The 22750-nt window shown below is 63.3% G+C and carries 22 protein-coding genes and 1 tRNA gene; 3 read left to right on the top strand and 20 right to left on the bottom strand.

Annotation, left to right across the window (positions count from 1 at the left end; genetic code table 11):
• Window positions 1-394 precede the first annotated feature (394 nt).
• The 11 genes from ACUTAG_RS20630 to ACUTAG_RS20580 form a co-directional block, all read right to left on the bottom strand.
• Complete coding sequence (locus ACUTAG_RS20630) at window positions 395-2407, bottom strand: DNA topoisomerase III (protein ID WP_446650292.1); 2013 nt, start codon at window positions 2405-2407, stop codon at window positions 395-397.
• 279 nt (window positions 2408-2686) lie between these two features.
• Complete coding sequence (locus tag ACUTAG_RS20625) at window positions 2687-3127, bottom strand: single-stranded DNA-binding protein (protein WP_057380521.1); 441 nt, start codon at window positions 3125-3127, stop codon at window positions 2687-2689.
• Window positions 3128-3198: 71 nt separating this feature from the next.
• Window positions 3199-3726: a DUF3158 family protein gene (locus ACUTAG_RS20620; protein ID WP_034084952.1), complete on the bottom strand. Its 528-nt coding sequence runs from the start codon at window positions 3724-3726 to the stop codon at window positions 3199-3201.
• Complete coding sequence (locus tag ACUTAG_RS20615; RefSeq protein ID WP_057380522.1) at window positions 3723-4502, bottom strand: PFL_4669 family integrating conjugative element protein; 780 nt, start codon at window positions 4500-4502, stop codon at window positions 3723-3725. Before ACUTAG_RS20615 ends, ACUTAG_RS20620 begins: the two co-directional genes overlap by 4 nt.
• 318 nt (window positions 4503-4820) lie before the next feature.
• On the bottom strand, window positions 4821-6053 hold the full coding sequence (locus ACUTAG_RS20610) for an STY4528 family pathogenicity island replication protein (RefSeq protein WP_446650291.1): 1233 nt from the start codon (window positions 6051-6053) through the stop codon (window positions 4821-4823).
• Between the two features lie 3 nt (window positions 6054-6056).
• A complete protein-coding gene (locus ACUTAG_RS20605; RefSeq protein WP_023093474.1) occupies window positions 6057-6617 on the bottom strand; it encodes a DUF2857 domain-containing protein in 561 nt (186 codons plus the stop codon).
• Window positions 6618-6632: 15 nt separating this feature from the next.
• Window positions 6633-8291 (bottom strand): ParB family protein, encoded by a 1659-nt coding sequence (locus ACUTAG_RS20600; protein WP_057380524.1) that lies wholly within the window; start codon window positions 8289-8291, stop codon window positions 6633-6635.
• Window positions 8284-8532 (bottom strand): hypothetical protein, encoded by a 249-nt coding sequence (locus tag ACUTAG_RS20595; RefSeq protein WP_019726333.1) that lies wholly within the window; start codon window positions 8530-8532, stop codon window positions 8284-8286. Before ACUTAG_RS20595 ends, ACUTAG_RS20600 begins: the two co-directional genes overlap by 8 nt.
• Window positions 8516-9391 carry a ParA family protein gene (locus ACUTAG_RS20590; RefSeq protein WP_446650290.1) on the bottom strand — a complete coding sequence of 292 codons (876 nt, stop codon included), beginning with the start codon at window positions 9389-9391 and terminating at the stop codon, window positions 8516-8518. The genes ACUTAG_RS20595 and ACUTAG_RS20590 overlap by 17 nt, the downstream gene beginning before the upstream one ends.
• A 42-nt stretch (window positions 9392-9433) precedes the next feature.
• Complete coding sequence (locus ACUTAG_RS20585) at window positions 9434-9646, bottom strand: AlpA family transcriptional regulator (RefSeq protein ID WP_023103939.1); 213 nt, start codon at window positions 9644-9646, stop codon at window positions 9434-9436.
• A 118-nt stretch (window positions 9647-9764) separates the two neighbouring features.
• Window positions 9765-10517: a hypothetical protein gene (locus ACUTAG_RS20580; RefSeq protein ID WP_057380526.1), complete on the bottom strand. Its 753-nt coding sequence runs from the start codon at window positions 10515-10517 to the stop codon at window positions 9765-9767.
• A 1267-nt stretch (window positions 10518-11784) separates the two neighbouring features.
• Here ACUTAG_RS20580 and ACUTAG_RS20575 point away from each other — a divergent pair.
• Both ACUTAG_RS20575 and ACUTAG_RS20570 read left to right on the top strand, forming a co-directional pair.
• A tRNA-Gly gene (locus ACUTAG_RS20575) sits at window positions 11785-11860 on the top strand.
• A 226-nt stretch (window positions 11861-12086) separates the two neighbouring features.
• Window positions 12087-14030, top strand: a complete 1944-nt coding sequence (locus ACUTAG_RS20570) for a tyrosine-type recombinase/integrase (protein ID WP_011347495.1) — start codon at window positions 12087-12089, stop codon at window positions 14028-14030.
• 49 nt (window positions 14031-14079) lie between these two features.
• Here ACUTAG_RS20570 and ACUTAG_RS20565 read toward each other — a convergent pair whose 3' ends face one another.
• Window positions 14080-14721 (bottom strand): substrate-binding domain-containing protein, encoded by a 642-nt coding sequence (locus tag ACUTAG_RS20565; protein ID WP_011347496.1) that lies wholly within the window; start codon window positions 14719-14721, stop codon window positions 14080-14082.
• A gap of 104 nt (window positions 14722-14825) precedes the next feature.
• Here ACUTAG_RS20565 and ACUTAG_RS20560 point away from each other — a divergent pair, with 104 nt between their 5' ends.
• Window positions 14826-15119, top strand: a complete 294-nt coding sequence (locus ACUTAG_RS20560; protein WP_011347497.1) for a helix-turn-helix domain-containing protein — start codon at window positions 14826-14828, stop codon at window positions 15117-15119.
• Between the two features lie 6 nt (window positions 15120-15125).
• Here the strand turns inward: ACUTAG_RS20560 and ACUTAG_RS20555 are convergent, their stop codons facing one another.
• From ACUTAG_RS20555 to dsbD, 8 genes are all read right to left on the bottom strand, one after another.
• Window positions 15126-16016, bottom strand: coding sequence for a LysR family transcriptional regulator (locus ACUTAG_RS20555; RefSeq protein ID WP_011347498.1), 891 nt, complete (start codon window positions 16014-16016; stop codon window positions 15126-15128).
• A 36-nt stretch (window positions 16017-16052) separates the two neighbouring features.
• Window positions 16053-16376 carry a DsrE family protein gene (locus ACUTAG_RS20550; protein WP_011347499.1) on the bottom strand — a complete coding sequence of 108 codons (324 nt, stop codon included), beginning with the start codon at window positions 16374-16376 and terminating at the stop codon, window positions 16053-16055.
• 37 nt (window positions 16377-16413) lie between these two features.
• Complete coding sequence (locus ACUTAG_RS20545; RefSeq protein ID WP_011347500.1) at window positions 16414-17781, bottom strand: dihydrolipoyl dehydrogenase; 1368 nt, start codon at window positions 17779-17781, stop codon at window positions 16414-16416.
• A gap of 40 nt (window positions 17782-17821) precedes the next feature.
• Window positions 17822-18628 carry a sulfite exporter TauE/SafE family protein gene (locus ACUTAG_RS20540; protein WP_011347501.1) on the bottom strand — a complete coding sequence of 269 codons (807 nt, stop codon included), beginning with the start codon at window positions 18626-18628 and terminating at the stop codon, window positions 17822-17824.
• Window positions 18629-18646: 18 nt separating this feature from the next.
• Complete coding sequence (locus ACUTAG_RS20535) at window positions 18647-19159, bottom strand: DUF302 domain-containing protein (RefSeq protein ID WP_011347502.1); 513 nt, start codon at window positions 19157-19159, stop codon at window positions 18647-18649.
• A gap of 95 nt (window positions 19160-19254) precedes the next feature.
• On the bottom strand, window positions 19255-20028 hold the full coding sequence (gene dsbG, locus ACUTAG_RS20530; RefSeq protein ID WP_011347503.1) for a thiol:disulfide interchange protein DsbG: 774 nt from the start codon (window positions 20026-20028) through the stop codon (window positions 19255-19257).
• Between the two features lie 2 nt (window positions 20029-20030).
• The gene (locus tag ACUTAG_RS20525; protein WP_011347504.1) at window positions 20031-20867 is read right to left on the bottom strand and encodes a TlpA disulfide reductase family protein; all 837 of its coding nucleotides are present in this window, start codon (window positions 20865-20867) and stop codon (window positions 20031-20033) included.
• Window positions 20867-22657 (bottom strand): protein-disulfide reductase DsbD, encoded by a 1791-nt coding sequence (gene dsbD / locus ACUTAG_RS20520; protein WP_011347505.1) that lies wholly within the window; start codon window positions 22655-22657, stop codon window positions 20867-20869. The genes ACUTAG_RS20525 and dsbD overlap by 1 nt, the downstream gene beginning before the upstream one ends.
• Between the last annotated feature and the right edge of the window lie 93 nt (window positions 22658-22750).

Here is a 22750-nt window from a genome sequence, read left to right as displayed (position 1 = left end):
TCGTCGCTAGAACCGTCTGCTCATCAGCAATCACACCCGGCGCATGTCGTGGTTCGCGCCGGCATCTTCTGGCGCACATCCGCGCACAAAGGGAGCCCGTTTTTGCGCCGGCGGGCACCGGCACCGAATACCGCTGACCACGAAGGGTCTCCGGGTGGCTCGCGCAGCTTGGCAAGCCATCGGGGGACCCTTCGCAGAGGCGGGAGAAATACAGATCAGCAGAACGCGCGGGAGGCGGTTCGCGGAAAAGCTACCTTCAGGTCCCGCGGCCGGGGACGACCGGGCGGGACGCGCACACGGACAAGAAGGCGTTGCGCGCTGGGCGTCCCGCAGGGCGTGCGGGACACAGGCCGTGCCGCCAATGGCGGGCACGGTTCACGGGGAACGGGGGCGGTCAGGAGCCTTTGCGGCCGCCACTGCGCGGACGCGAGGCACTACGCTTGGACGTGCCGGATTCGACCGGCAGCGTGCCTTTGCAGTCGGGGTAGCGGCTGCACGACCAGAACGGGCCGCTCTTGCCGGTGCGCTGGCGCGTGGGCGCACCGCACTGCGGGCAAGCCGGCCCTTGGGGAATCTTGATGGACAGGGACGTGTTGCCGTACTGCGCGATCAACTGTGAGATCCATGCAGCCTGCTTGCTGATGAATACGTCCAGCGTGAGCTGCCCAGCTTCGATCATGTCCAGCGCCTGTTCCCAGACGGCGGTTGTCCCTGGGTCGGCAATCGCTGTGGGTACCGCGTCGATCAGGGTGAAGGCCGCATCCGAGGCACGGATGGCGCGGCCCTTCTTCACGAGGTAGCCCCGCGTCAGCAGGCCACTGATGATGTTGGCCCGCGTCGCTTCGGTGCCGATGCCGACCGTATCCTTGAGCTTCTGTTTCAGGCGCGGGTCCGAGACCAGTTTGGCGACGCCCTTCATGGACTTGACCAACTCGCCTTGCGTATAGGGCCGAGGGGGCAGCGTCTTGAGCGCCTTCAGATCGACGTCGGCCACCTGACATGCCAGCCCCTCGCGCAGCGCGGGCAGTACCTGGCTGCGCGCCGCAGGGTCGCCATCCTCCTCGGATTGCGGTTCGGCCAGCACCAGGCGCCAACCCTTGATGACGACCTGCTTGCCGGTGGCCGCCAGCGTCTGCTGGCCGCAGGAGAGGTTCGCCACGGTGCGGTCGAACTCGTGGTGAGGAAGGAATTGCGCCAGGTAGTGCGCTCGGATCAGCCGATACACTGCCAGTTCCTTCTCATTCATGGTCGAGAGGTTCGCCGGTTCGAGCGTCGGGATGATGCCGTGGTGCGCGGACACCTTTGCGTCGTTCCAGGCGCGTGAGTGTTGAGTGCGGTCGAGTTGGTCCATGATCGGTCGCAGCGAGGGATCGGTCTTGACCAGGCTGTCGAGAACCGTTGGTACCTCGGCGAACATGCTTTCTGGCAGGTATCCCGAATCGGAGCGCGGGTACGTCGTGGCCTTGTGCGTCTCGTACAGGGCCTGAGCAATGTCCAAGGTCTCCTGCACATCCAGCCCAAGCTGCTTGGAACACACCTCCTGCAAGGTCCCCAGGTCGAACGGCAGCGGCGGGCCTTCCCGCATGCGCTCAGTTTCGACCGACACCACCTGGGCGCTGTCCGCCGCGCGGATCTGCTGCGCGGCGTGCTGTGCGATGGGCTGCTGCAGGCAGCGGCCGGCGTCGTCGGTGCATGCTTTCGGGGGAACCCATTGCGCGGTGAAAGTCTGGCCACCAGCGGATAGGGACACGTCGATGGCCCAGTACGGCACGGACACGAAGGCGGCGATCTCGCGGTCGCGGTCCACGACCAGTTTGAGCGTGGGGGTCTGGACGCGGCCGACCGACAGCACGCCGTCATAGCCGGCCTGTCGTCCTAGCACCGTGAACAAGCGGCTGAGGTTCATGCCGACGAGCCAGTCCGCCCGAGAGCGTGCCAGCGCCGAGTAGTACATCGGCAGGGTCTCGGCTGATGGCCGGAGCTTGCCGAGTGCCGCGCGGATGGACGCATCGTTGAGCGCCGACAGCCACAGCCGCTCGATGGGACCGCGGTAGCCGCACAGATCGATGATCTCGCGGGCGATCAACTCGCCTTCGCGGTCGGCATCAGTGGCGATGACAAGCTGGGTCGCCTTCGCCAGAAGCGCCTTGACGACCTTGAACTGCGTGGCGGTTTTCGGTTTGACCTCGACCCGCCAGTGCTGAGGAATGATGGGCAACTGCTCCAGCGACCAGCGCTTGAGCGCCGCGTCATAGACCTCGGGGGCTGCCGCTTCGACGAGATGGCCGATGCACCAGGTGACGGTGACGCCGGAACCGTTGAGGCAGCCTTCACCGCGCTGCGTGGCACCGAGAATCCGGCCAATGTCTTTGCCCTGGGAGGGCTTCTCGCACAAGAACAGCCGCATGTCCGTCCATCCCGATTCCCGTTGTTTATGGAGTTGCTGGAATCGAGGATGCCGAGCGCCGTCTGGGGCAGCAGCAAACAAGCCGCATGCGGCGGCGACCGCTTTCACGGGATGGAATGGCTTGTGCGGGAGGCGCGCGTGGCCGCGGGTGTGCGGATCGGGAGCCGCGATTTGCGGGAGTGCGTGGAAGTCAGTGGACGCTGGTGGAGCTATCCCCTGGGGATAGCTCCACCAGCGCATGGAGGGCGGCGAAGACGTGCCACCGCCCTCCAAGCTGGTTCACTTCCTGCGTTTGGATTCTTTCGGCGCAGCCGGTTCCTGCGCGGCCTGGGGCTTGGACTCTGCCTCCTGCGGCTTTGGGCTGAGGGTCACGGATTCGATGCGGAACGGCAGGATGCCGACGCTGCGCGCATTGATCTGCCAGGTCTCGCGCGGTTGATCCTCGTTGTCCGTCCAGGGTTCGCGCTCCATGCGGCCGACGACCAGCACGCGCATGCCTTTCTGGTACAGGTCCTTCCAGTGCTCGGCGTCGCGGTGCCAGATTTCCACCGGCGCCCAGAAGCCGCCCCGATCCTCGAAGGTGCCATCCTTCTTGGGTACGGGGTTGTCGAAATAGACGTTCAGGCGCAGCAGGCGGCTGGGTTCGTCGTTGCCGTTGGGGAATTCGCGGTACTCCGGTGGCGAGCCGATGTTGCCTTCGCCGGAAAAATGCGTGCTCATGGTGTGATCTCCGTGGTGGTTGAATACCCGTGCCTCGTCGGCGTCGGGAGCGTGCTGGATGCCCGGCGCAATCACCGATCGCGCATTGCGGCGGGAATGGGCGTGAGTCGGCGCAGGTAGGCGTCGTCCGCCTGGGCCGCCTTGCTGGCGCATTCCTGCGCCTGCCTGCCCAGGGTGTGCAGCAGGCTGATCTGCATGTTCAACGTGATGCGCTGCAACTCGATCGCGTGCAGGTCGGCCAGCAGGTTGACGGGCGTGCTGGTGCTGGCGATCAGCTCCCGCCACAGCGCCACGCCCATGGCCGACCTGTCGTGCCTGCGCCAGCGCAAGAAGACGGTTCCTGCGCCGGTGGTCTGTTGGGCCAGTTCGATGGACAGCAGGTGGAAGGGGTGCCCGCATGCCTGCTCCAGTACCTGTCGCTGTGCCAGGGCAATCAACTCGTCGCGCATGGCGAAGCACTGGCTGGCCCAGGCCTCGAAGTCCCCTTTACCCTTAAAAGGCTTTAAAAGGCCTTTTAGAGAGGCTGCGTGTTCCAGCCGCATGAAGGCACCCTGTTGCAGGCCTCGGAAGTAGCGGGTCGGTTGGTTCGGGTCGCTCATGCCGGCTCGTCCTCGCCGGCTGACGCTTCGGGCGGCTCTGCGGTGGTGGCTTCATCTCCGGGCGGAGGTGCTTCGGCAGGACCGTCGCTGCGCTGCTGCAGGCCACGGCGCACGATGGGCGGCGCAAACTTCGAGCGACGAGTGCCTTCCAGCACGTCCTGCGGCAGTTCGCCGTACTTCTCCAGCGCGGCTCGCGCGGCGGCATTCTTCGACGCGAAATCATCGCGGGTGCAGCCCGAATAGCGGTACTGCTGGGCCAGCGAGAACAGGCTGCGCAGTGAATGTGCGCCCTCGTTGAGCCAGCGTTCCAAGGTGCTGCGGTCAATGAGCGCGGTGTGATGGGCGAGGATCAGCTTGCGGGCGATGTCGTCGTAGTCGGCCAGAAGATAGACCGCGGCAAAGCCGAGCTGCGCGTTGACGAAGAGCGGCAGCTTGACCGGCTGCACGTTGAGGTTTTCGCCCAGGCTAAGCGCTGGCGGCACGCTCGCCAGCGCCTGGTCCACCTGCTCGCGCAGCGATTGCAGCGTGGCCTTGGTCTGGTCGAGCTTGTCCTCGATGCGCAGCATCCAGAAGTCGCTGTACGGGTCGTCCTGCTCCGAGCCCCGCCGCATCTTGTTCATCTGGGCGATGTAGCCGTTCAGGCCGACGATGCCCGGTCGCCCCTCGGCGGCGGCGCGGCCGTGCCAGATGCGGGAAGCGTGGTGGGTGTGCAGGGTCAGCGACATCGCACTGCGCAGGGAGCCGAGATTCAGTTGCAGAGGTTCATTGGTTGCCATGGTGTCCGCTCGTTGTTGGAAAAGGAGCGGCCAGCTTCGGCAGGAAGCGGAAGGCAGTCAGTCAAGAATCCGAATCCCGGCCGGCCCCGGTTTAGGGCGTGGCGGTTGCATGCGGCATGAGCTATCCCCTGGGGATAGCTCCATGGAGCGCCAACGAACGCTGCACGCCGGGATCAGGGGGGACAACACCGATGCTGCGGCAGAGGGTCGATCCCAGGCCTGCGACAGCCTGGCGTTGTGCCCAGCAGCGGAACTATCCCCAGGGGATAGCTCTACTGGCGGCCATGGACATCTACTTTCACCGCCTTGCATGACGACTCACTTGCTGGCGAGCAGATTGCGTAGCCGCTCGATGTGCTGCTTGGCGACTTCCGGCGGCACTGGCTTACCCTGCGGCTGAGGTGGCGATGCTGGTGGTGGCCGCTCGTTTGGCGGGACGGATGCCGATGGCGCGTCTTTCTTGGCCCAGGCATTGAACTCGCCATGGATGGCGCGCTGGATGATGCCGAACAGATACCCCGCAGGATTGCGGATGCCATGATTGCTGCATCGCGTGGCCCATTCGTCCAGCACGGCCTGTCTCAGCGCGGCATCGACCTGCTGCAATGCCACCCTGGCACCTGTCTGCTGCTCTGCCTTCAGTTCCGTGAAGCGCTTGGGCCATTGCAGATCGCCCAGCGCGCGCGCCTGCGCGGTAGTACGTACTTCATTAATACGACTACTACGTACTGTACGGGCCTGCTTCGGATTCCGAAGAGAGGCGTCTGGCGCAGGTTTCGCCCCTGCTTCGGATTCCGAAGACGGGTCATCCGCATTCCGAAGAAGGCTCGATGCTCCTTCTTCGGATTCGTGGGCGGCATCCTCCTGTGGATAACTCTCGGCGGCCGTGATGCCTTGGCTGGCGAGGCGTTCTGCCAGGACCTGCAGCCGCGACGGCAGTGTGCGCCCGGAGAGCAGCGGATCTTCCGCGATCTCCTTGAGGGTGTTCAGGCCGACCATCTGGACGGCCTTGGCCGAATGGCCAAGGGACTGGCTGACCAGTGCCAGGTAGTCGGCGTCGAGCTGCATGGCCTCGAAGGGCGTCAGCGGTTCGTCGTGCAGAACATAGAGGTTGCCGAGGATGCGGCCGGTCTTGGGGTCACGCCGTCGCCGCACCAGGCTCAACCATCTGGTGAGGCGCAACAGCGTCAACGCTCGGGCCACGGTTTCATGCGAGGCCTGCCCGGCGCAGGGCATCGACGCCAGCCATGGTCGAAGCTGCTCATACGTCGGGAAGGCGGTCACGCCATCGTCGTTGAGCATCAGCCGGAACACCTGCCAGGCGTTGCGCTCCAGCGGCGTCAGGCGACGGTCGAGGAACAGCCGCCGCGGCACGGTCTCATGCCGGTTGCCGCTGAAGAGGAAGGCATCGCCGGACGTGGCGGGCGTCGGCGCAGGCATGGGTGCTGGCGCACTGGGGTTGGGCTTGGGCACGAGGTCTTTCAAGGCGGCGTCGAACAGGTCAGCAAGTGCGACGGGGCCACGGCGTGGTGCGGTGTCGTCCACGGCCATGGCTCAACCCAATCCCTGATCGACCCAGCTTTTGATCGAGGCCCAGACCACCGACAGAGGCAGCGACATGCCTTCGGCCAAGTCCATGGTGGCGTCGAGGATGGAGGTTTCGTCTTCGAGATCGACATTCCTGCTGCCGGTCACGGCCTTCCATTGCCGCCACAGCTCCGTGTCCTGTTTCTCGTCCAGCACGGGGTGGCGGCCCTTGCGCTTCGGCAGGCCGAGGATTTCGCGGCGAAGCGCCACCTCCTGGTGGGTCAGGCCATAGAACCGGCTGACCATCTCGGTGCTCGCGCCCAGCCTGAGCATGCGATCGACCGTGGCGATTTCCTTCTCCACATCCTGCGCCTGCTTGAGCAGTCGCCGGAGCACTTCGCGGTTGACCGTCACCGAGCACCAGGAGACGTTAGCGTTGGCGAGCACGCTGATCAGCGCGGGATGCTTGAGGGCGTCCAGTTCTTCCTCGCCAAACCCCATCAGTTTGCACCGGCGCAGTTGCCCATTGCGCAGGTCATAGAGGGCCTGGGCGATGACGGCCTGGTTGAGTGGGTGTGGTGCGGACATGCTGGCCTCCCTCGCTCACATTCCAAGGCCCGCAGCGCCGGCTTCAAGGTCGAGCAGGCGCCGGGCCAGCCGCAGCAGCCGGAACAGCTTGACCAGCGAGGTATCGCTCAATCGCTGGGCCGCATCACCCTGGCCGTGCAGCAGCGCCGGCAGTTCGATGACGATTTGCCCGTCGTGCAGGCCGACGTCGGCGGGCCGCTGACCGGCCAGGCACGCCAACAACGCGAGGACGGCACGGCCCAGTGGCGCTGGGTTCTGGGTGCCGGCCCGGCAGGCGAAACCGATACCCTCTGCACGGTCATCAATGCACTCGTCCAAATCTGCCTCGCCCGCGATTTCGCGGGCGAACTGTGCGATGTGGATGCGCAAGCGCTCGGCTGTGTCCAGGCCGGGATCGATGTACCAGACATCGGAGATCGGATAGAGCCCGCCAGCCTGTACGGGGATGGACTGCAAGACGCTCGCCGAGAAGTCGGGCGGCAGCGCATCACCCAACTGGTCGGCGACCATGCGCTGAATGGACTGGAGCCGTTCGGTCGTCGATGCCGGCGAGACGATGTGCTCCCGAAGCAGATCGCCACCCGCCGCAGGGTTGGCCGGACTTGCCTGGCTGGCATCCGTGCCGCTCTCGCGCGTCGAGGGCGTTGCCGCAGGTCGGCCTGCAGGCGGCGCTGCGGATGCAGCCCCTGCGATGGGTGGCGCAGTGTTTGCAGGTGGGCGCGCGCTGGTTCCCGGCTCCGGCAACGCGGGCGGCGTCGAGGGCGGCGTTGGGTCGCTGACCAAGGCGCGCTGCCGGCTCTCGGATTCGGTCATGTCCAGGGCGAGCACGTCGTAATCGACACCCAGCATCTCGGCCATGTGGCCGATCAGCTCGTCCTGTACACGCTGCGCGGAGAACTCGTCGGCCTGGACGTCGAATTGCGACAGCACTTCCTGGAAAAATTCGTCGAAGTCCTGAACCAGTGGGCGGCCCTTGGCGTAGCGCTCCCACGCGAGCATGCAGGCTTTGCGCATGACCGACAGGCGTTCGACCTGATGGCGACCGAGACCGCCATAGAGCACGGTGGGGATCGCGGGCAGGAGATACTGCACCGCGTCGTTCATGCGGCTGATATGCGACTGTTGTACCGGGAAGCCATCGGCGGCGAGGCGGCGGGCTAGCTCGGACTGGCTCAAGGCAGTGCCGCTTTCTTGCTCGTAGAACTCGCGTGCCTTCTCGACGCCGAGGGCGCGCTCGATGAACGTGAGGCCCCCGCGCAATTCGTTCTCGGCCAGGTGGCCGGTCAGCATGACGACTTCGCCGCGGCTGGGCCACGGCCGGAACAGGCACGATATACGGAAGAACTGCTCGTCCTTGGTCTCCGACCATAGTTCGCGCAGGATCGCCAGCCGCGTATTGCCGCCGTTGCGGATGATGTAGTGGTCCTCACCTGGTCGGCGAGTGATGGCCGGCGCCGCGTCCAGACCGCGCTCGCGGATGGATGCCTTGATTTCCTCGTAGGCCGGGTTGCGTTTTTTCCTGGGATCGTGGTCGTAAGGGCGCAACTGATCTAGGGTCACGACCATGGGTGTGTCGGCGATCGGGTCGCTCAAGGTCGAGGCTGACGGGCCGCTGCGCTCGAACCCGGCCGCGAGCAGCTTGCCAGCCATCTGCTGGGAGGTGATCTCAGCCATGGCCGCCTCCCTGCGCTTGGTATCGGGCCTCGCGCTCGGCGCGGCGGATTTGCGCACGGGCATTCAGGGTCGCCCGATGGTCGCTGGCCGTCGAGCTGGTGTAGATCGCGGCGCAGCCAGGCTTGGTGAACTTGAGGTGGCCGCCAGGCGTGCGTTTGACGTGCCAACCTTCGCCAACCGCGAACTCGATCAGGGCGCGAAGCCGCTTGTGGCCTCGGGCAAGCTCATGTGCGTTCGCCATGGGACCTCCCGGCATCAAGAGGGTGTGGCGGACGGCCGGACACCATGGCAAATCGGTGCCGCCATTGCGGAAATAGTTCGTCTGCGAGGCCGCGCATGGTGTCGAGCGCGGCGGGGGCGACTCTGCCCGGCGGCTGGCGGTATTCGACCCGATGCACCGGCAGTCCGCGCGTAGCTGCACGCGGATACGCCTCGATGGCCGGCACGTCGGTGGCCAGCACGCGGATGCCGGCGTGATCCTGGAAAAGATCGCGCAGGGCCTGCTGGATCAGCCGTGCATTGGCGGACACAGGATGGACGCGATTGATGAGCAGATGCAGAGGTGGAGGCTCGATGCCCAGGTGCCGATATGGCGCAATGTCTTCGAGCAACTGCATGGTGCCGCGCCGCAGCTCGCGCGCCGCAAGGATTTCCGGGGTCACGGGCGACAGCGCGAGGTTGGAGGCGAGCACCGCCATCTCCAGCAGCACCGAGCGCGCACCTTGGGTGTCGATCAGCACCAGGTCATAGAGGGGCGCCAGGACCGGCAAGAGATGGCGCAACCGCAAGCGCCCATCCGGCGCGTGCAGCAGCAAGGTGTTCAGCTCGCCTCGGTGGTCGTTGGAGAGCACCAAGTCCAGGCCCGCGATGATCGTGCGGGACACAAGCAGCCCGAGGTCGCGCTCGTTGAAGGCCAGCAACTCGTAGATGCCACCAGGTGCGCGGTGGCCTAGCTCGTAGTACGAGGACAGGGTGGGCTGCACGTCGAGGTCGAGCAGCAGCACACGCAGCCCCGCGTCCGCGGCAAGTCCGCCGAGGTTCGCGGCCGTGGTGGTCTTGCCGACGCCACCTTTAGTTGAAATGATGGATACGACCTGCATGGCGTTCTCCGTGTGAGGATGGGAAGTCCGCTGGAGAACGGGTCAGACCCGGTTGTTGACGCGCTCGGCGATCCACTGATCGATCTCGATGGAGTCCCAGCCGACCGCGCGCACGCCCAGGCGCAGCGCCTTCGGGAACAGGCCTTTGCGCATCAGGTTGTAGATGTGGGCGCGTTTGAAACCCGACTTGGTTTCGACTTCATCAAGCCGCAGGATGCGGCGCTCGCTTGCGGGCAGTGCAGGTGTTTGCGACATGGCGGTCACTCCTGAACGCTCAGTGGCGTTTGTTGGCGTGCCCTCCATTCAATAGACATGGATGCGAAAAGACATTGCAAATGCAATCTCCGCGATTGCACATACAAGGTGGAAAACCTCAGACTGCTGCGCTACGCAGCCGGCGTCTGGCCGTGGCGAACTTGCCGTTTAGCGTCCGCTCCGCGATCCCCATGGCGCCGCTGTGATGTGCGACCAACGCGCTGACCACCGCCTCCTGCGTCTTGAAGCTGGAGTACGGAACGCCGGAAGGCGACTGGCCGAGCATCAGGTCCAGCATGCTGCCGATGATGTTCAAGTAGGTGGCTTCGGCGCGATCACTGATCAGGCACTGTGCGCCAGCAGAGGGCGCCATCTGCTTGAGAAGCGCTCCGTGCTTTTCCTGCAACTCATGCAGTTGGCGTTTGTACTGGTCCAAGGTGGACTTCAGGGCCAGGCGCTCGACTAGCATCGCCTGCCCAGTTTCCATCGAGATGAAGGGATGGGCGATGCGCTCGCTCCGGGAGAAGAGGAAGCACGGTCGTTGCTCGGGATAGTGCTGGCGCATCCAGCGCTTCAGATCGACGTGGCGCACCGTCAGATCAGGGGAGTCGATCAGCGCGGAATCGCGCGTCGTGATGCCGTTCCGTCCGAAGGGCAGTTCTCCATTGAGGATGCCGTCGAAGATACGTTCGGTGCAAAGCCGCAGCTCGTCACAACGTGGACAGTCCAACGACTGCGGCAGGCGCCTTGGCGACGAAATCGAAGCCAGGATCACCTGCTCGTATCGCAGCAGCCCGGCCCAGCGGATGGACGCTTCGATCGGGCGATAGAACACCTTTGATGTTGGTGCATCATTCTTGTTCTCGTGCATGCTCCGTCTCCTTCCAGGAGAAGAACTACATGACCGACTCCTTTGTCGCCGACCTCATGGTCGGCCTGTCGCTTGTGTAGGAAGTGGGTCCCGAAGGCCGCTTCGTCATGTGGTTTGAATACTTCTCACCAGTTCGCGCAACTGGTAGTCGTCGTGTGTTCGATGTGCAAAAATCATCGATTAGAAGGTCGAGCATCGGGACGTAGGCTCGACAACGACGCTCACGCTATCAGGGTCGTGAGAAGTTACGGTTTCTGCAAAACCGTCTAGGTATGACCTGATATGCCAGCGGTCTCAGGAAGCGTGAGGGGGCCGCAATCGTCCTCGAATGTCCAGCCGGACGCAGCAAATCCGCACCTGTCATGCTTGCCCCGTCATCCTGATATATCGACAAAGAATCGTGTGCGGAAACGCGGTGACCAGCGTGCGCGTTCTTCCAAAGGAGCTTGGACAGAAGGTCGCCTGTGAGTTGTGGTGCTGGCGCTTCCAGGTGGCATCCGACTTGTGCCATCACCAGAACCATCTACCTGGGTTGTCTTCGCGATGATGGATGCGGGCAGACAACCGGGCGTGGGTGATGAGTTCGAGGCAGTCGCCTACGACGATGTACCGATCGTGGGTGTGGTGTGCTGAGTGCAGCTCTATGGACGTCCGTGGAACTCTTTGGACGAATTTGTTGCCGAGGACGAAAAACAAGGCTACAATTGAGGTCTTCGCTGGCCAGCCCAACGAAGAAAGTGTTTGGGAAACAACGACTTACTGTCCTAGTACACGTCTCGTTTCCCGCTCCAGTCGATGCGTCGTTGGCTGAATGCCACCGCATCATTGGACCCCACCGCCGGGATCGCCAAAGCCGCCTGGACCACAATCGGGTCCGCTCAGCAGCAGCCCCCCATTACAGTTCCCAACGCTCCCGCAGTGCTCCCGGGCAATGCCCCCAAAGCAACGCCCGCCGCAACATCGCGTCGTAGCGGCAACTCGTGGTCGCGCGCCTGCGGATTCGATATGCGCAAGGATCGAACCGCAATGGGTGGACCGCGATAGACGAGGCGAGCCACGAGCGGCAATGGGCGCGCCATGCGCGAGCGAGACCTGCTCGCTGGCAACGAGCGCGATGCCGCGGCGGTTTTTTCCGGTAGAGCAACGTCGAGCCCGCACAAGTCCTAAAAACTGTGTATAATCGCTGTCTTTGGTGGACACGAGCTCTTTCAGAACGTGTCGATGTGTCGGCAGCAATACTGGCAACACACCAGAACGCAGTGCCCCCGCGGGAGTAGCTCAGTTGGTAGAGCGCAACCTTGCCAAGGTTGAGGTCGCGAGTTCGAGACTCGTTTCCCGCTCCAAGTTATGATCTACAGACTTCTACTGACGTCTGTAAGTCGTTGAAAAGAGGGGCTTCGGCCCCTTTTTTCATTCCAGCGAGCGCCACGGAAATCCACCCACAGCCAGCCTTTTTTAGGCGCCAATTTAGGCACAGGAATACGGGTGAGGCGGCTTCCGTATAGTTGCTGGGGCTGAGCGGGAACCATGACGAGCATAAGGCCTAAGTCATCACTTAGGAGCCTCGAAATGGCACTCTCTGATCTGATCGTCCGGCAGGCCAAGACCACCGGCAAACGCTATACCCTCCACGACAACGACTGCCTGAGCCTGATGGTCTCTGCCGCAGGCGGCAAGTCATGGATCTTCCGCTATTCCTGGCTGGGCACGCAAAAGCGCATGTCCCTGGGCAGTTATCCCGCCCTCAGCCTGCGGGAGGCCCGTGCCGAGCGGGACAAGGCCCAAGCCCTGATCGCCAGGGGGATCGATCCCCGGATCGAGCGTGATCAGCGCCGGCACGCGGCCAGGCTGGCAGGCGAATACACCTTCAAGAACGTCTTCGATGCCTGGGTCGAGCATCGCCGCAAGGAACTCAAGGAAGGCCGTCAAAGCACGCTGTCGCAGATCCTGCGCATCTTCAACAAGGACGTGCTGCCTACCTTGGGAAAGATGTCGATCTACGACATTCGCCGGCCCCAGCTGGTGGGCGTGGTGGCGGCGATCGAGAAGCGCAAGGCGTTCACCACCGCCGAGAAGGTGCGTACCTGGTTCAACCAGATGTTTCGCTATGCCCTAGTCATCGCCGAGGGGCTGGAAGTCAACCCGGCTGCGGACCTGGACGTGGTGGCCGAACCTAAGCCCCCAGTGGCGCACAACCCCTACCTGCACCTGCCCGAGCTGCCCGAGTTCCTTCAGAAGCTCCGGCGCTACAACCCCCGCGGCTGGCAGACCCAGCTTGGCGTCCGGCTGCTGTTCCTGACGGGGGTGCGCACGGGCGAACTGCGGCTGGCCGAGCCTGAGCAATTCGACCTCGACCGCGGTTTGTGGATCATCCCGCCCCAGGTCGTCAAGCAGCTCCAGGACGAAATGCGCAAGGCCGGCAAGCGGCCGCAGGACGTGCCGCCTTACATCGTGCCCCTGTCCCTGCAGGCCATCGAGATCGTCCGCTATCTCCTGGGCGTGATGCGGCCGGCGCAGAAGTACCTGCTGTCGCACCGCAGCGAACTCAAGAAGCGCATCAGCGAGAACACCCTCAACAAGGCCGTGCAGCTCATGGGCTACGAGGGGCGCCTGACCGGCCACGGCATCCGCGGCACCATCTCGACCGCACTCAACGAGATCGGATACCCGAAGATTTGGGTGGACGCGCAGCTTTCGCACTCCGATCCAAACAAGGTCAGCTCGGCCTACAACCACGCCAAGTACGTGGAGCCGCGCCGCCGGATGATGCAGGACTGGGCCGATCGCCTGGACCTGCTCGAACAGGGCGAAGTGGAAGCTGCGAGCGCGCACCTGACCATTCGTATCGACGGGGTGCCGGTGATGGCAGAAGCGGAGGATGTGGTGAGTGCGGCCCCCACGGTGGCCGAGCCTGTTGCCTCCGGTGTCTCGCCCGTGGTGGCCACGCCCATCGTCGTGACCCCCAACAGCGGCGGAATCACGTTCCAGAGGCTGTCGCAGGTGCCGCCACCCCCGACGCATGCCCCGGAGCCGGAAGTCTCCGCCATTCAGCGCGAGCGCGAGGAAATGCTGGCGATGTACGAGTCGCCGAACAACCTGCCGGTCCCGCTGTTCGGCAAGCTGGCTGGGAAGTCCAAGGATCAGATCAATCGGGAGCTGAAAGCGGGCAAGCTGCTGTCCATCAGTCTGGGCAACCGGGGGCAGCGGGTTCCCGACTGGCAACTGGTGCCGCTCAAGCACAAGCTGGCCCAGGTGCTCATGAACCAGTGCCCTCGCGCGGATTCGTGGGAGCTATACCGCATGCTGACCCAGCCACACCCCGATCTGGGGGATCGCGCGGCCATCGATGCGGTCACGCCGACCAATGTGCCCACAATCATCCGGGTCATCATGGGCGACTACCAGCGCCATGCGGATGCGCCCGAGGCCGTTGCCATATGGCCCACCCCCGGCGATGTGCGGCAGAGCGTGCGTCGGCTGGTGGACAGCGCGGTAGTGTTTGAGGGGGCCTGATCCTGCGCGTCAGCTATGGCCGGGATGATGGCCCCGGCCGTAGGTGCCACTATGTGACGCCAGCCCCGGTGACTTGCAGCGCTCTGCGCTCGAACCGCTCCGAAGTGGAATTGGCATGCGCGTGGGGCCGCTGCAGGTATGTCGCGATCTCGTAGGGACCGCCGGCGAGCGGTCGCACGGTGATTCCCCATTCATGGGCACGCTCAATGCGCGATCGCGTAGATACCCCGACGCCATAGCCCGCTGCGACCCATAGCGCCATCATCTCGAAGGAAGTCACCCGTTGGAGGTTCTCCTGGTCCACTGGCATGAGGGAGGCCAGCCTCTCATCCAGCAGGGGGCAGGCTTCTGCCTGCCAGCGATAGACGGGATAGTCCCGAAGATCGGCGATGGCGAGCTTCGCCTCGTCGAATAAGTGGAACCGTGTCGGCATGGCGACAGCCATGGTCTCGGTCCATAAGAGCTGCGTTTTGAGAGCGGGGTCGCTATACCCCTGAAGCGACATCCCGACGTCATAGCGGCCTTCAAGAAGCCCCTCAAGCAGGACGTCACCTGCAACCTCGAAAACCGCGAGGGTGACGCCCGGCTCCTCTGCGCGTTGACGCGCGAGAAGCGCCGAGAGTTGAGATGACGATACGCCCGGTGCTACCGCAAGCCTAAGACGGGGGGACGGGCTGGTGGCATCGTGCATAAGAGCCCCCAAGAAGAGAATTGATCAAGAAACCAATCCGACATGATACCCATGAGTTAAATTTAACGTGGTTAAATTCTAGTGACTGCCTGACGCTTCTGCCGATGCAGAGGCGTACTGTTCAACGGGGGCGTCCCCCTGGCACAACCAGATATGAAGCCGAGCCAGCCCAGGCTTTTGGCAAGGCTGTGCGCGCGTTCCGCATGGACCAGGGCATCGCTCAGGAGGAACTGGCCGGGCTGGCTGGAATAGAGCGTTCCCACATGGGCAAGATCGAACGAGGGGAGCATTTGCCCTCCTTGGCCCTGATACTGAAAATCGCCACTGCGCTGAAGATGAGTGGGACCGATCTAATGGCCGCCACAGAGCGCAATATGGATTCCACTGTCGAATCTTGAGCCAGGTTAGTTACCCAGCCCTTCGCGCAGGCGCGCGATAAACCGCTCCAGAGAGGCCGAAGAGGCGCTATTGTCGGGCCGAAGCACGTAGGTCGTAATAATTGCGGATTCAACAGCCAACGGGCGTATTACGACATCAGGCCGCTGTGTGGCTGGAGTTCTGTTCGCGGCCATGAAGCCAACACCATAACCGGCACCGACCAGCGTGAGCATCATGTCCAAAGAGGTTACATGCTCAACGACGTTTTTCTGGTGTCCCAGAGGTCCTAGAAGGCGCGCCAGCTCGCGGCAGTAACCCTCGCAGACTTGCGGATCGCACAAGACAAGCGGGTGACCGCTAAGTTCATGAAGTGGCACTTCCTTGTGAGCGAGTAGCGCGTGCCGTGCCGGTACGGCAATTACCAGCGGGTCTCGCCATATTGGTTCGGCAACGATACCGTCGTTGACATCCGCGGTGTGTGCGAAGCCGATCATGAAATCGCCGGATCGAAGCCCCCGCATCTGTTCGGCCAAGGGTACTTCGGACAGGCGTATTTCGATCTCTGGTTCTTCGGCGCGGCAACGGGCCAGGAACGATGAAAGCCTAGGGTCGATTGCTCCATCAGACACCGCGATACGCAGGCTACCCCGCAAACCCGCCGCGACGGCCTTGACGTTCTCCCGGGCTTGTTCGAGAACGGTGAAAAGCCTGCGAGAGTCTTGCAGGAAGGCAACTCCTGCGGCGGTCAGCCGCGTTCCTCTGCGATCACGATCAAAGAGTACGACCCCTAGTTCGTCTTCCAGCTCTTTGATCGCCCGAGACAAGGGCGGTTGTTCGATATGCAGCCGCTCCGCGGCGTGCGTGAAATGCAGCTCGTCAGCCAAGACGACAAAGTAGCGAAGATGTCGCAGTTCCATGTCCCCAGCCCCTTCTGCCGCCTGGGCGGCCTGTTGCTATGATCTGATATAGACCCATCCTGTCCGCTGCATGCGCGCGATTTCGATCACGGCTGGGCCTGCCATCACCTGGAGCGGCGGCCGGTTCTCCCTGCCGATCCGGGTCAGCGTCGTCGGGCACACCCAGGTGTGGATGTCCACCTCGGCATGCGCTTGATCGAGTGCTGCCTTGACAGCCTCTGCATTGAGAATGATGCGCAGCTCGGCATCAGGCGCTTCGCGCAGGAGATTGACCGCATTCTTGCGTGCGCGCTCCAGTGCTGCGGGAGTTGGCGCATGCAGGATCACTTTCAATGCTTGGTTCTGGATGTTTTGGCTCATGATGGTTCGGGCGTGATGGCGGAAAGAAGGAGTCCGTTTACGGGTTGAGTTGCTGGGATGCCGACTTCAAGGCGCTCTGCAGCATCTCCTCGATGGATGGGTGGTAGAACGGCATCGTCAGCAGGTCATTGACGGTCTGCTTGGCCTGGATTGCCCAGGCGAGCAGGTGCGCCAGATGCTCGCCTTGCGTCAGCAACATGCTGGCCCCAAGCAACAAGCCAGTGCCGGGTTCGACGTAGATGCGCAGCAGGTTGTCCTGGGCACCGAGAATCTTCGAGCGCCCGTTGCCACTACCTTCCGCGATGCCGACCACGGCATCTTTCTTCATTGCGGCCTGGTAGGACATGCCGACAGCGCAGACGTCGGGATCGGTGAACAGGATGCTGATCGGCACCCGACGCGGCGCCCCCTGCCATTGTTCGCCACGCAGGCGCGTCAAGGCGGCCTGGGCCGCCATCTGGCCTTCGTCGGCGGCCTCGTGCATCAGCGGACGATCCGGCTGCACATCGCCCGCGAAGAAGATCGGTGCATCCGATGCCTGCATGGTGGAGGCGTCGATGTTCGGCCGGCCTGCCTTGTCCAATAGGATGCCTGCCGCTTGCAGATTGAGCGCTTCGGTATTGGGCTGGCGGCCAGTCACGACCAGCAAGCGATCCACGAGCGCTTCATGTTTGTCGGTGCGCATGCGCACCTTGTCGCCTGCCAGGGTAACTTCGACGGGTGCTCCCAGCCACATGGGAAACTCGCCGCCGAACCTCGAAAGCGCCCGATCCTGCACCTCGGGATCTTGAATACCGCCGATCGTGTCCTGTTGGTCGGCACCGATCACCTGCACGTCAAGCCGCGACAGGGCCAGGCCAAGTTCCAGGCCGATCGCTCCCAGTCCTAGAATCCCCAGGCGCTGCGGCAGTTCTTTCTGCTCGAAAAGGGTGTCGGTGGTGAGGATGTGGGAGGCCGCGCCGTCCAGCGACTTGGGCACCACCGGATGCGAGCCCGTGGCCACGATGAAAGCCTTCGCTTCGATACGCTGGTCGCCGACTTCCAAGGTGCCTGGCGCGACAAAGCGAGCCTCGGCCATGATCAGGTTTTCGCCGACGGCCTTGCGCGTGCGCTCCGCGGCAGCACCGGCCAGAGCATCCCGCGTCTGGCGGGTATGCCGCCACAAAGCCTGCGGCCCTTGTGCGGAGAGCGTGACGCCCGCGGGCAACTCCTTGGCCGTCGTCCAGCGCATCCCCGCATGCAAAGCGGCCTTCGACGGCATGCAGCCTACGCGCGCGCAGGTCGTCCCCAGCGGTCCACGATCGATCAGGACGACATCCTTTCCTGCCGCCTTGAGTGCATGAAATGCCGTGATGCCGGCGGTTCCAGCACCGATGATGGCGATATCTACTTTCCTTGCCTGCATTGGAAATCTCCGTCCAATCAATTAACCAAATAGCGAATCTCTAGCCCACGTTGCGCATGAGCATGAGAGCCGCCACGGACACGCAGGTGATCGAGAACACCCGCTGCAGCATCTTTGAAGGAATCCTTAGCGCCACAGCGCGACCACCCGCCATGCCCACCAGCGCGGTGAGTACGAATGCCCAAGTAGGCGCGGTAAGCAGCAGGCCATGACTCCATGCGATGAACACGGTCACGGCGGACAACAGCGCGATCACCATGAGCGAGGTCGCGACGATGCTGTGCATGCGCAGCTCGCTGAAATGCGCCAAGGCTGGGACGATAATGAAGCCGCCGCCTACGCCCAGCATGCCCGTGGCCAAGCCGGACACGACGCCGATACTCCCCAGCGTGGTCGCGGTTCGCAGGTTCCAGAGAAAGCGCCCCGTGTCTTTGGAGACCTTGCACGCCTTGGCCTGCTCGTCGCCCAAGTCGCTATCGGCTTGGGGGCTGCGCGAGGACAGGAACATCCGGTACGCGATGATGAGCATGATGGCCACGAAGACCATGTTCAGCCACCGCGGCGAAAGCCAGTGCGCGAGCTGAACACCCAGCGGGGCAGTCACGGTGCCGGCGGCCGCCAGCACCATCGCGGCCTTGTACCGGACAATACCCCGCCGCAGTCCCTGTACAGCGCCCAATGCCGCCGCCGCACCCACCGCAAGCAGCGCCACGGGTGCGGCACTACGTATGTCCATGCCCAAGCCGAAAACCAACGCCGGCACCGCGAAGATGCCGCCGCCGGCGCCGGTCAATCCCAGCACGGCTCCGATGATGAGGCCCAGCAGCCCACCTGTCAGTGAGAGCATAGTGAACGCCCCTTTCAGCTATTTTCCTTGTGCAGCCTCGGATGCAATCCGAGAGAAGCGAGCATCGAGTTCCTCCGCCTCCTGACGCAGCATTTTTGCGTCATCGCTGCTGCCAACGTCCTCGATATATGGCGCGAAAATATGACTGGGTTCGACCCACGACAGCGTTGCATGCCCGTCATCCCGCTCAGTCACATAAAACCGGATTGGTGCCTCGATCATCGCCGGCACACTGAGGCGCAAAATATCGACGGCAAACTTGTTGTTGAAGACCCCCACCACCCGGTTTCCCGGAATGTGGATGCCGCGCTTTGCAGCAGCCTCCGTCGGGCCAACATCAAAGACAACATTCAAGTCGTTCGCGGAGACCGCTTTCTTGAGATTGGCGAGCAATTCCGAATAGCTCTGGCTCGTCTCAATCACCCTCCAGCCATCCTTGGGCCAATCGACTCCTGCGGCCGACGGAGCGGCGACAAGCAGGCACACCAGGCCAAAAAACAAGCCAGCAATCAGGCGATGGTTAGTGGACATGATTCACCTCCTTGAATTGCAGTTGGTTAGCCCAGTAGGTGCAGCTCTGGCGCGCGATGCGGCACATATCGCATTCGCGCGCCAAAGGATGGGTCTCAGCGTGGTCCCAGCACCTCGGCCAACTGGGGCCCCTGAGGCATGCCGTTATATTTCTTGAGTACGCCATCGGGGCCACGAACGACGATGCCAGGAGTTCCGCGGAAGCCCATGCTCAACATCAGCATCTGGTTGTCATCGAGGGTCTTCCGTACATTTGCTGGAATGCTCTTGGCCGGTGTAATCCCGCCCTGGGAATACTTCCGCTCGTTTTCCAGCAACGCTGCCGAGGGATCAGCGGCACCCAGGATTGCCGCAGCTTTGGCGGGACTGTCTTCCCTGATGATTCCGACCATGATGTGCCGAATCTGGACCTTGCCAGCATCGACCCAAGGACGTGCGGCTTCCCAGAAGCGATGGCAATAGGGACAGTTGGCGTCGGAGAAGGCATACACGATGCGCGGGGCATTCGCTTGCCCGTCCCGGACAGAGGTTGCAGATTGGAGCTGCGCCCATTCCTTGTCGCTGAGCGGCTTGGCCGCCAGATTGTTCAGGGCTGCCTCATCGATCGGCTCTCCCTTGGCATTCAGGCGTGTTCCCACGATGGCATTGCCATCGCTCGTGATGTAAATGGCGACGGGCCTGTCACCGGCAACTGCCGCGAAAGCGCGCAGTCCGCCTCCGACCTTGAATTCCTGCATGACGGTCAGGCCCTGATCCTCCAGCGCCTTCAGGGCGGGCGGCTGGTTGGCGGTTTCCGCCTGGCTGCAGCCGGTGACCAACAGCAGGCTGGCGGCCAAAAAGAGGGAAATGCGAGAGCGTTTTGCAAACATGGTTATTCCTTTTCTGTCTTGATCTGTTGGGATTGCGCGAAACGGCGCGACACCGTGTTTTTGAGGCTGGCCATCGAGAGTTCGCCCAGGTGCGTATCCACCAGGCGTCCGTGCTCATTGAAGAACAACGTGGTGGGCAGGCCTCGCGAAGCAACCGCCTGCATGGTTTGGGAAGCCGGGTCGAGCAACACATCCTTGAGCTGCAGGCCTTGGGCTTCGAGAAAAGCACGCGCCTGCTGGGCGCTTTCACCCTGGTTGACCATGACGAAAGCGATCTCGGGATACTGCGCTTGCGCCTGCTCGAACACCGGCATTTCGCGACGGCATGGCGGACACCATGAAGCCCAGAGGTTGAGCACGACTGGCCGTCCGATATAGGAGTTCAGGACAACAGGCTTTTCGTCGAGCGTGGCGAGCGCCAAGGCTGGCAGCGGCGGTGCCGAGCGCTGCAACAGCTCAAGCACGCCACCTGCGGCAAACCACGCCAAAAGTCCGGCTGTAACACCTACCAGTACAGGGCGGCGCAATGCCCGGGTCGAACGGGTGCGCCACCAGATGAACACCAGCGTTGCCGCGACACCTATCCACCAGGTGAAGCCTTGGTCGCCGATGAAGAACATGGACATTGGCGACTGCGCGTACTCGTCCCACCACTGCGCGATATAGCCCAGGCGAGCTGCTACAAATCCCAGGAACACCGCGTCCATAAGCATTCCGCCGGCCGCCTTGTACGGCGAGTCGGGCAGTCGCTTGGCAACCATGCGAGCTACTGCCCAGGCCAGCAGCACGGCAGCGAAGACAGCCACGACCTGGACGGAGAAAGGCCCCACGCTGATCATCAGGAGCCCGCCTTGTCCAGATGATCCAGGAAGGTGCGAGCATCGATCTCACCCACCACGCGCAGATCCCGGCGTTCCTTGCCGTCCGGGCCAACCAGAATGAGTGTGGGCGGTCCCATGACGCCCCAGCGCTTGAGCAGAGCCTGGTCGGTTGCATCATTGCGCGTGACGTCCGGCCGCACCACCTGCATGCGCGCCAGCCGGGACGCGACAGCGGGGTCTCCGAATACGTTGCGCTCGATCACATGACAACTGACGCACCAGTCGGCGTAGAAGTCGATCAGGGTCCATTGGTCGCGCGAAGCCGCCTGGGCCAAATGCGCATCCACGTCCTCGACCGATTTCGCCTGGACGAAAGCGACACCAGCCTCAGCGGATGCGGCCGAAGTCGATCCACCGCGCAGATGCGCCAACGGCTGCAAAGCGGATTCGCCCCCGGATGCAGCGCCGACCAGCATCAGGACGGACCACAAGCCGGCGAAGACAGCACCGGACCGCAGCGTCCATGCCAGCCGATGCTTCGCCGCCACGGCCTGACCCCAGGCGATCAGGCCAATCGCCACGGACAAGACCCAGGCCCCCCAAAGCACCAGGCCCACGGTGCCGGGCAGGAAGCGCGTTAGCATCATCACGGCCATGCCGACCATGACGTAGCCGAATGCCACGCGCACGCGATCCATCCATGCGCCCGGGCGAGGTAGGACCCGGGCACCGAACACGGCGATGGCCAACAGGGGCAATCCCATGCCCAAACCCAGCGCGAACAATGCCATTCCGCCATAGACCGCGCTGCCGGTCTGTCCGATGTACAGCAATGCACCCGCCAATGGCGCGGTCATGCAGGGGCCGACCAGGAGCGCCGAGAGGAAGCCCAGTGCTGCAGCGCCGGGGATGCTGCCGCCCGAGCGGTCTCTGCCGGCAGACTCGACACGATTGACCAGGGCCGAAGGCATCTGCAGCTCGAACAGGCCGAACAACGAACTCGCCAGGACGAGGAACAGGGCCGCGAACGCTCCCAGCAGCCAAGGCGATTGCAGGGTGGCCTGCAGGTTGGCACCGGCCATGCCAGCGGCCACACCCACCACCGCGTAGGTGCCCGCCATTGCCACGACATAGGACAGCGAGAGGAAGAAGGCCCGTCGCGGCTTGGCTTGGCTGCCTACGACCATGGAGGAGACGATGGGGATCATCGGCAGCGAGCATGGCGTGAAGGCCAACAGCAACCCGAAGCCGAAGAACAGCAGCGTTCCCCATACGGGGCCGAGTGCGGCAAGCCGCTGCGCTGCCGCTTGATCCTCGGCGATCTCGGTCGCCCCCGCCACGCTGCCTTGGCTGGCGGGTGCCGCGGTTGGGCTCTCGTGTGTGGAGCCATTGCCTGCGGTAGATGTGCCTGCTGCCACTTCCGGCAGTGCCAGGTTCACGGTCTGCGGCGGATAGCAGATGCCTGCTTCGGCGCACCCTTGCCAATGGAGTGTCAGCGGGCCGGCGGCAGTGACGGGAAAGCGCAGATTGAGCGCATCACCCTTATAGATTTCCGTGTCGCCAAAGAACTCGTCGTGCTTGGCAGTTCCTGCTGGAAGGGTCAGGCTGATCTCATGGCCCCGCGCATCGACCAATTTGATGGCATGGCGGTAAACGTAGTAGCCATCGGCGATATGTCCTGCAATTAAGAACGAGTCGCCTTGTTGCTGCGCTGGGTCCAGCTTGAATACTTCGGCAACGTCCAAAAACTGCCGTTCGCTACTGCCCCAGGAGGGAAGAAGGCCATTCGCCCAGGCGCTGCCGACCATGCAACAACACAGTAGAAAGATCGCAACTATGCGCCGATAAAAAGCCAAATCCGAATCCTCCAAGCAAAGCTGCTTGAAGGATGCGCTCGCTCG

It is taken from the genome of Achromobacter sp. CSND-B12, from assembly GCF_052906545.1.
The sequence above is the reverse complement of the archived record's forward strand: the minus strand, read 5'-3'. Positions and strand labels throughout refer to the sequence as shown.

Bases quoted from the DNA above. Each gene is read 5' to 3' on its own strand.
- ACUTAG_RS20630 (WP_446650292.1), bottom strand. From the start codon at position 2,407: ATGCGGCTGTTCTTGTGCGAGAAGCCCTCCCAGGGCAAAGACATTGGC.
- ACUTAG_RS20625 (WP_057380521.1), bottom strand. From the start codon at position 3,127: ATGAGCACGCATTTTTCCGGCGAAGGCAACATCGGCTCGCCACCGGAG.
- ACUTAG_RS20620 (WP_034084952.1), bottom strand. From the start codon at position 3,726: ATGAGCGACCCGAACCAACCGACCCGCTACTTCCGAGGCCTGCAACAG.
- ACUTAG_RS20615 (WP_057380522.1), bottom strand. From the start codon at position 4,502: ATGGCAACCAATGAACCTCTGCAACTGAATCTCGGCTCCCTGCGCAGT.
- ACUTAG_RS20610 (WP_446650291.1), bottom strand. From the start codon at position 6,053: ATGGCCGTGGACGACACCGCACCACGCCGTGGCCCCGTCGCACTTGCT.
- ACUTAG_RS20605 (WP_023093474.1), bottom strand. From the start codon at position 6,617: ATGTCCGCACCACACCCACTCAACCAGGCCGTCATCGCCCAGGCCCTC.
- ACUTAG_RS20600 (WP_057380524.1), bottom strand. From the start codon at position 8,291: ATGGCTGAGATCACCTCCCAGCAGATGGCTGGCAAGCTGCTCGCGGCC.
- ACUTAG_RS20595 (WP_019726333.1), bottom strand. From the start codon at position 8,532: ATGGCGAACGCACATGAGCTTGCCCGAGGCCACAAGCGGCTTCGCGCC.
- ACUTAG_RS20590 (WP_446650290.1), bottom strand. From the start codon at position 9,391: ATGCAGGTCGTATCCATCATTTCAACTAAAGGTGGCGTCGGCAAGACC.
- ACUTAG_RS20585 (WP_023103939.1), bottom strand. From the start codon at position 9,646: ATGTCGCAAACACCTGCACTGCCCGCAAGCGAGCGCCGCATCCTGCGG.
- ACUTAG_RS20580 (WP_057380526.1), bottom strand. From the start codon at position 10,517: ATGCACGAGAACAAGAATGATGCACCAACATCAAAGGTGTTCTATCGC.
- ACUTAG_RS20570 (WP_011347495.1), top strand. From the start codon at position 12,087: ATGGCACTCTCTGATCTGATCGTCCGGCAGGCCAAGACCACCGGCAAA.
- ACUTAG_RS20565 (WP_011347496.1), bottom strand. From the start codon at position 14,721: ATGCACGATGCCACCAGCCCGTCCCCCCGTCTTAGGCTTGCGGTAGCA.
- ACUTAG_RS20560 (WP_011347497.1), top strand. From the start codon at position 14,826: ATGCAGAGGCGTACTGTTCAACGGGGGCGTCCCCCTGGCACAACCAGA.
- ACUTAG_RS20555 (WP_011347498.1), bottom strand. From the start codon at position 16,016: ATGGAACTGCGACATCTTCGCTACTTTGTCGTCTTGGCTGACGAGCTG.
- ACUTAG_RS20550 (WP_011347499.1), bottom strand. From the start codon at position 16,376: ATGAGCCAAAACATCCAGAACCAAGCATTGAAAGTGATCCTGCATGCG.
- ACUTAG_RS20545 (WP_011347500.1), bottom strand. From the start codon at position 17,781: ATGCAGGCAAGGAAAGTAGATATCGCCATCATCGGTGCTGGAACCGCC.
- ACUTAG_RS20540 (WP_011347501.1), bottom strand. From the start codon at position 18,628: ATGCTCTCACTGACAGGTGGGCTGCTGGGCCTCATCATCGGAGCCGTG.
- ACUTAG_RS20535 (WP_011347502.1), bottom strand. From the start codon at position 19,159: ATGTCCACTAACCATCGCCTGATTGCTGGCTTGTTTTTTGGCCTGGTG.
- dsbG (WP_011347503.1), bottom strand. From the start codon at position 20,028: ATGTTTGCAAAACGCTCTCGCATTTCCCTCTTTTTGGCCGCCAGCCTG.
- ACUTAG_RS20525 (WP_011347504.1), bottom strand. From the start codon at position 20,867: ATGATCAGCGTGGGGCCTTTCTCCGTCCAGGTCGTGGCTGTCTTCGCT.
- dsbD (WP_011347505.1), bottom strand. From the start codon at position 22,657: ATGGTCGGCAGCGCCTGGGCGAATGGCCTTCTTCCCTCCTGGGGCAGT.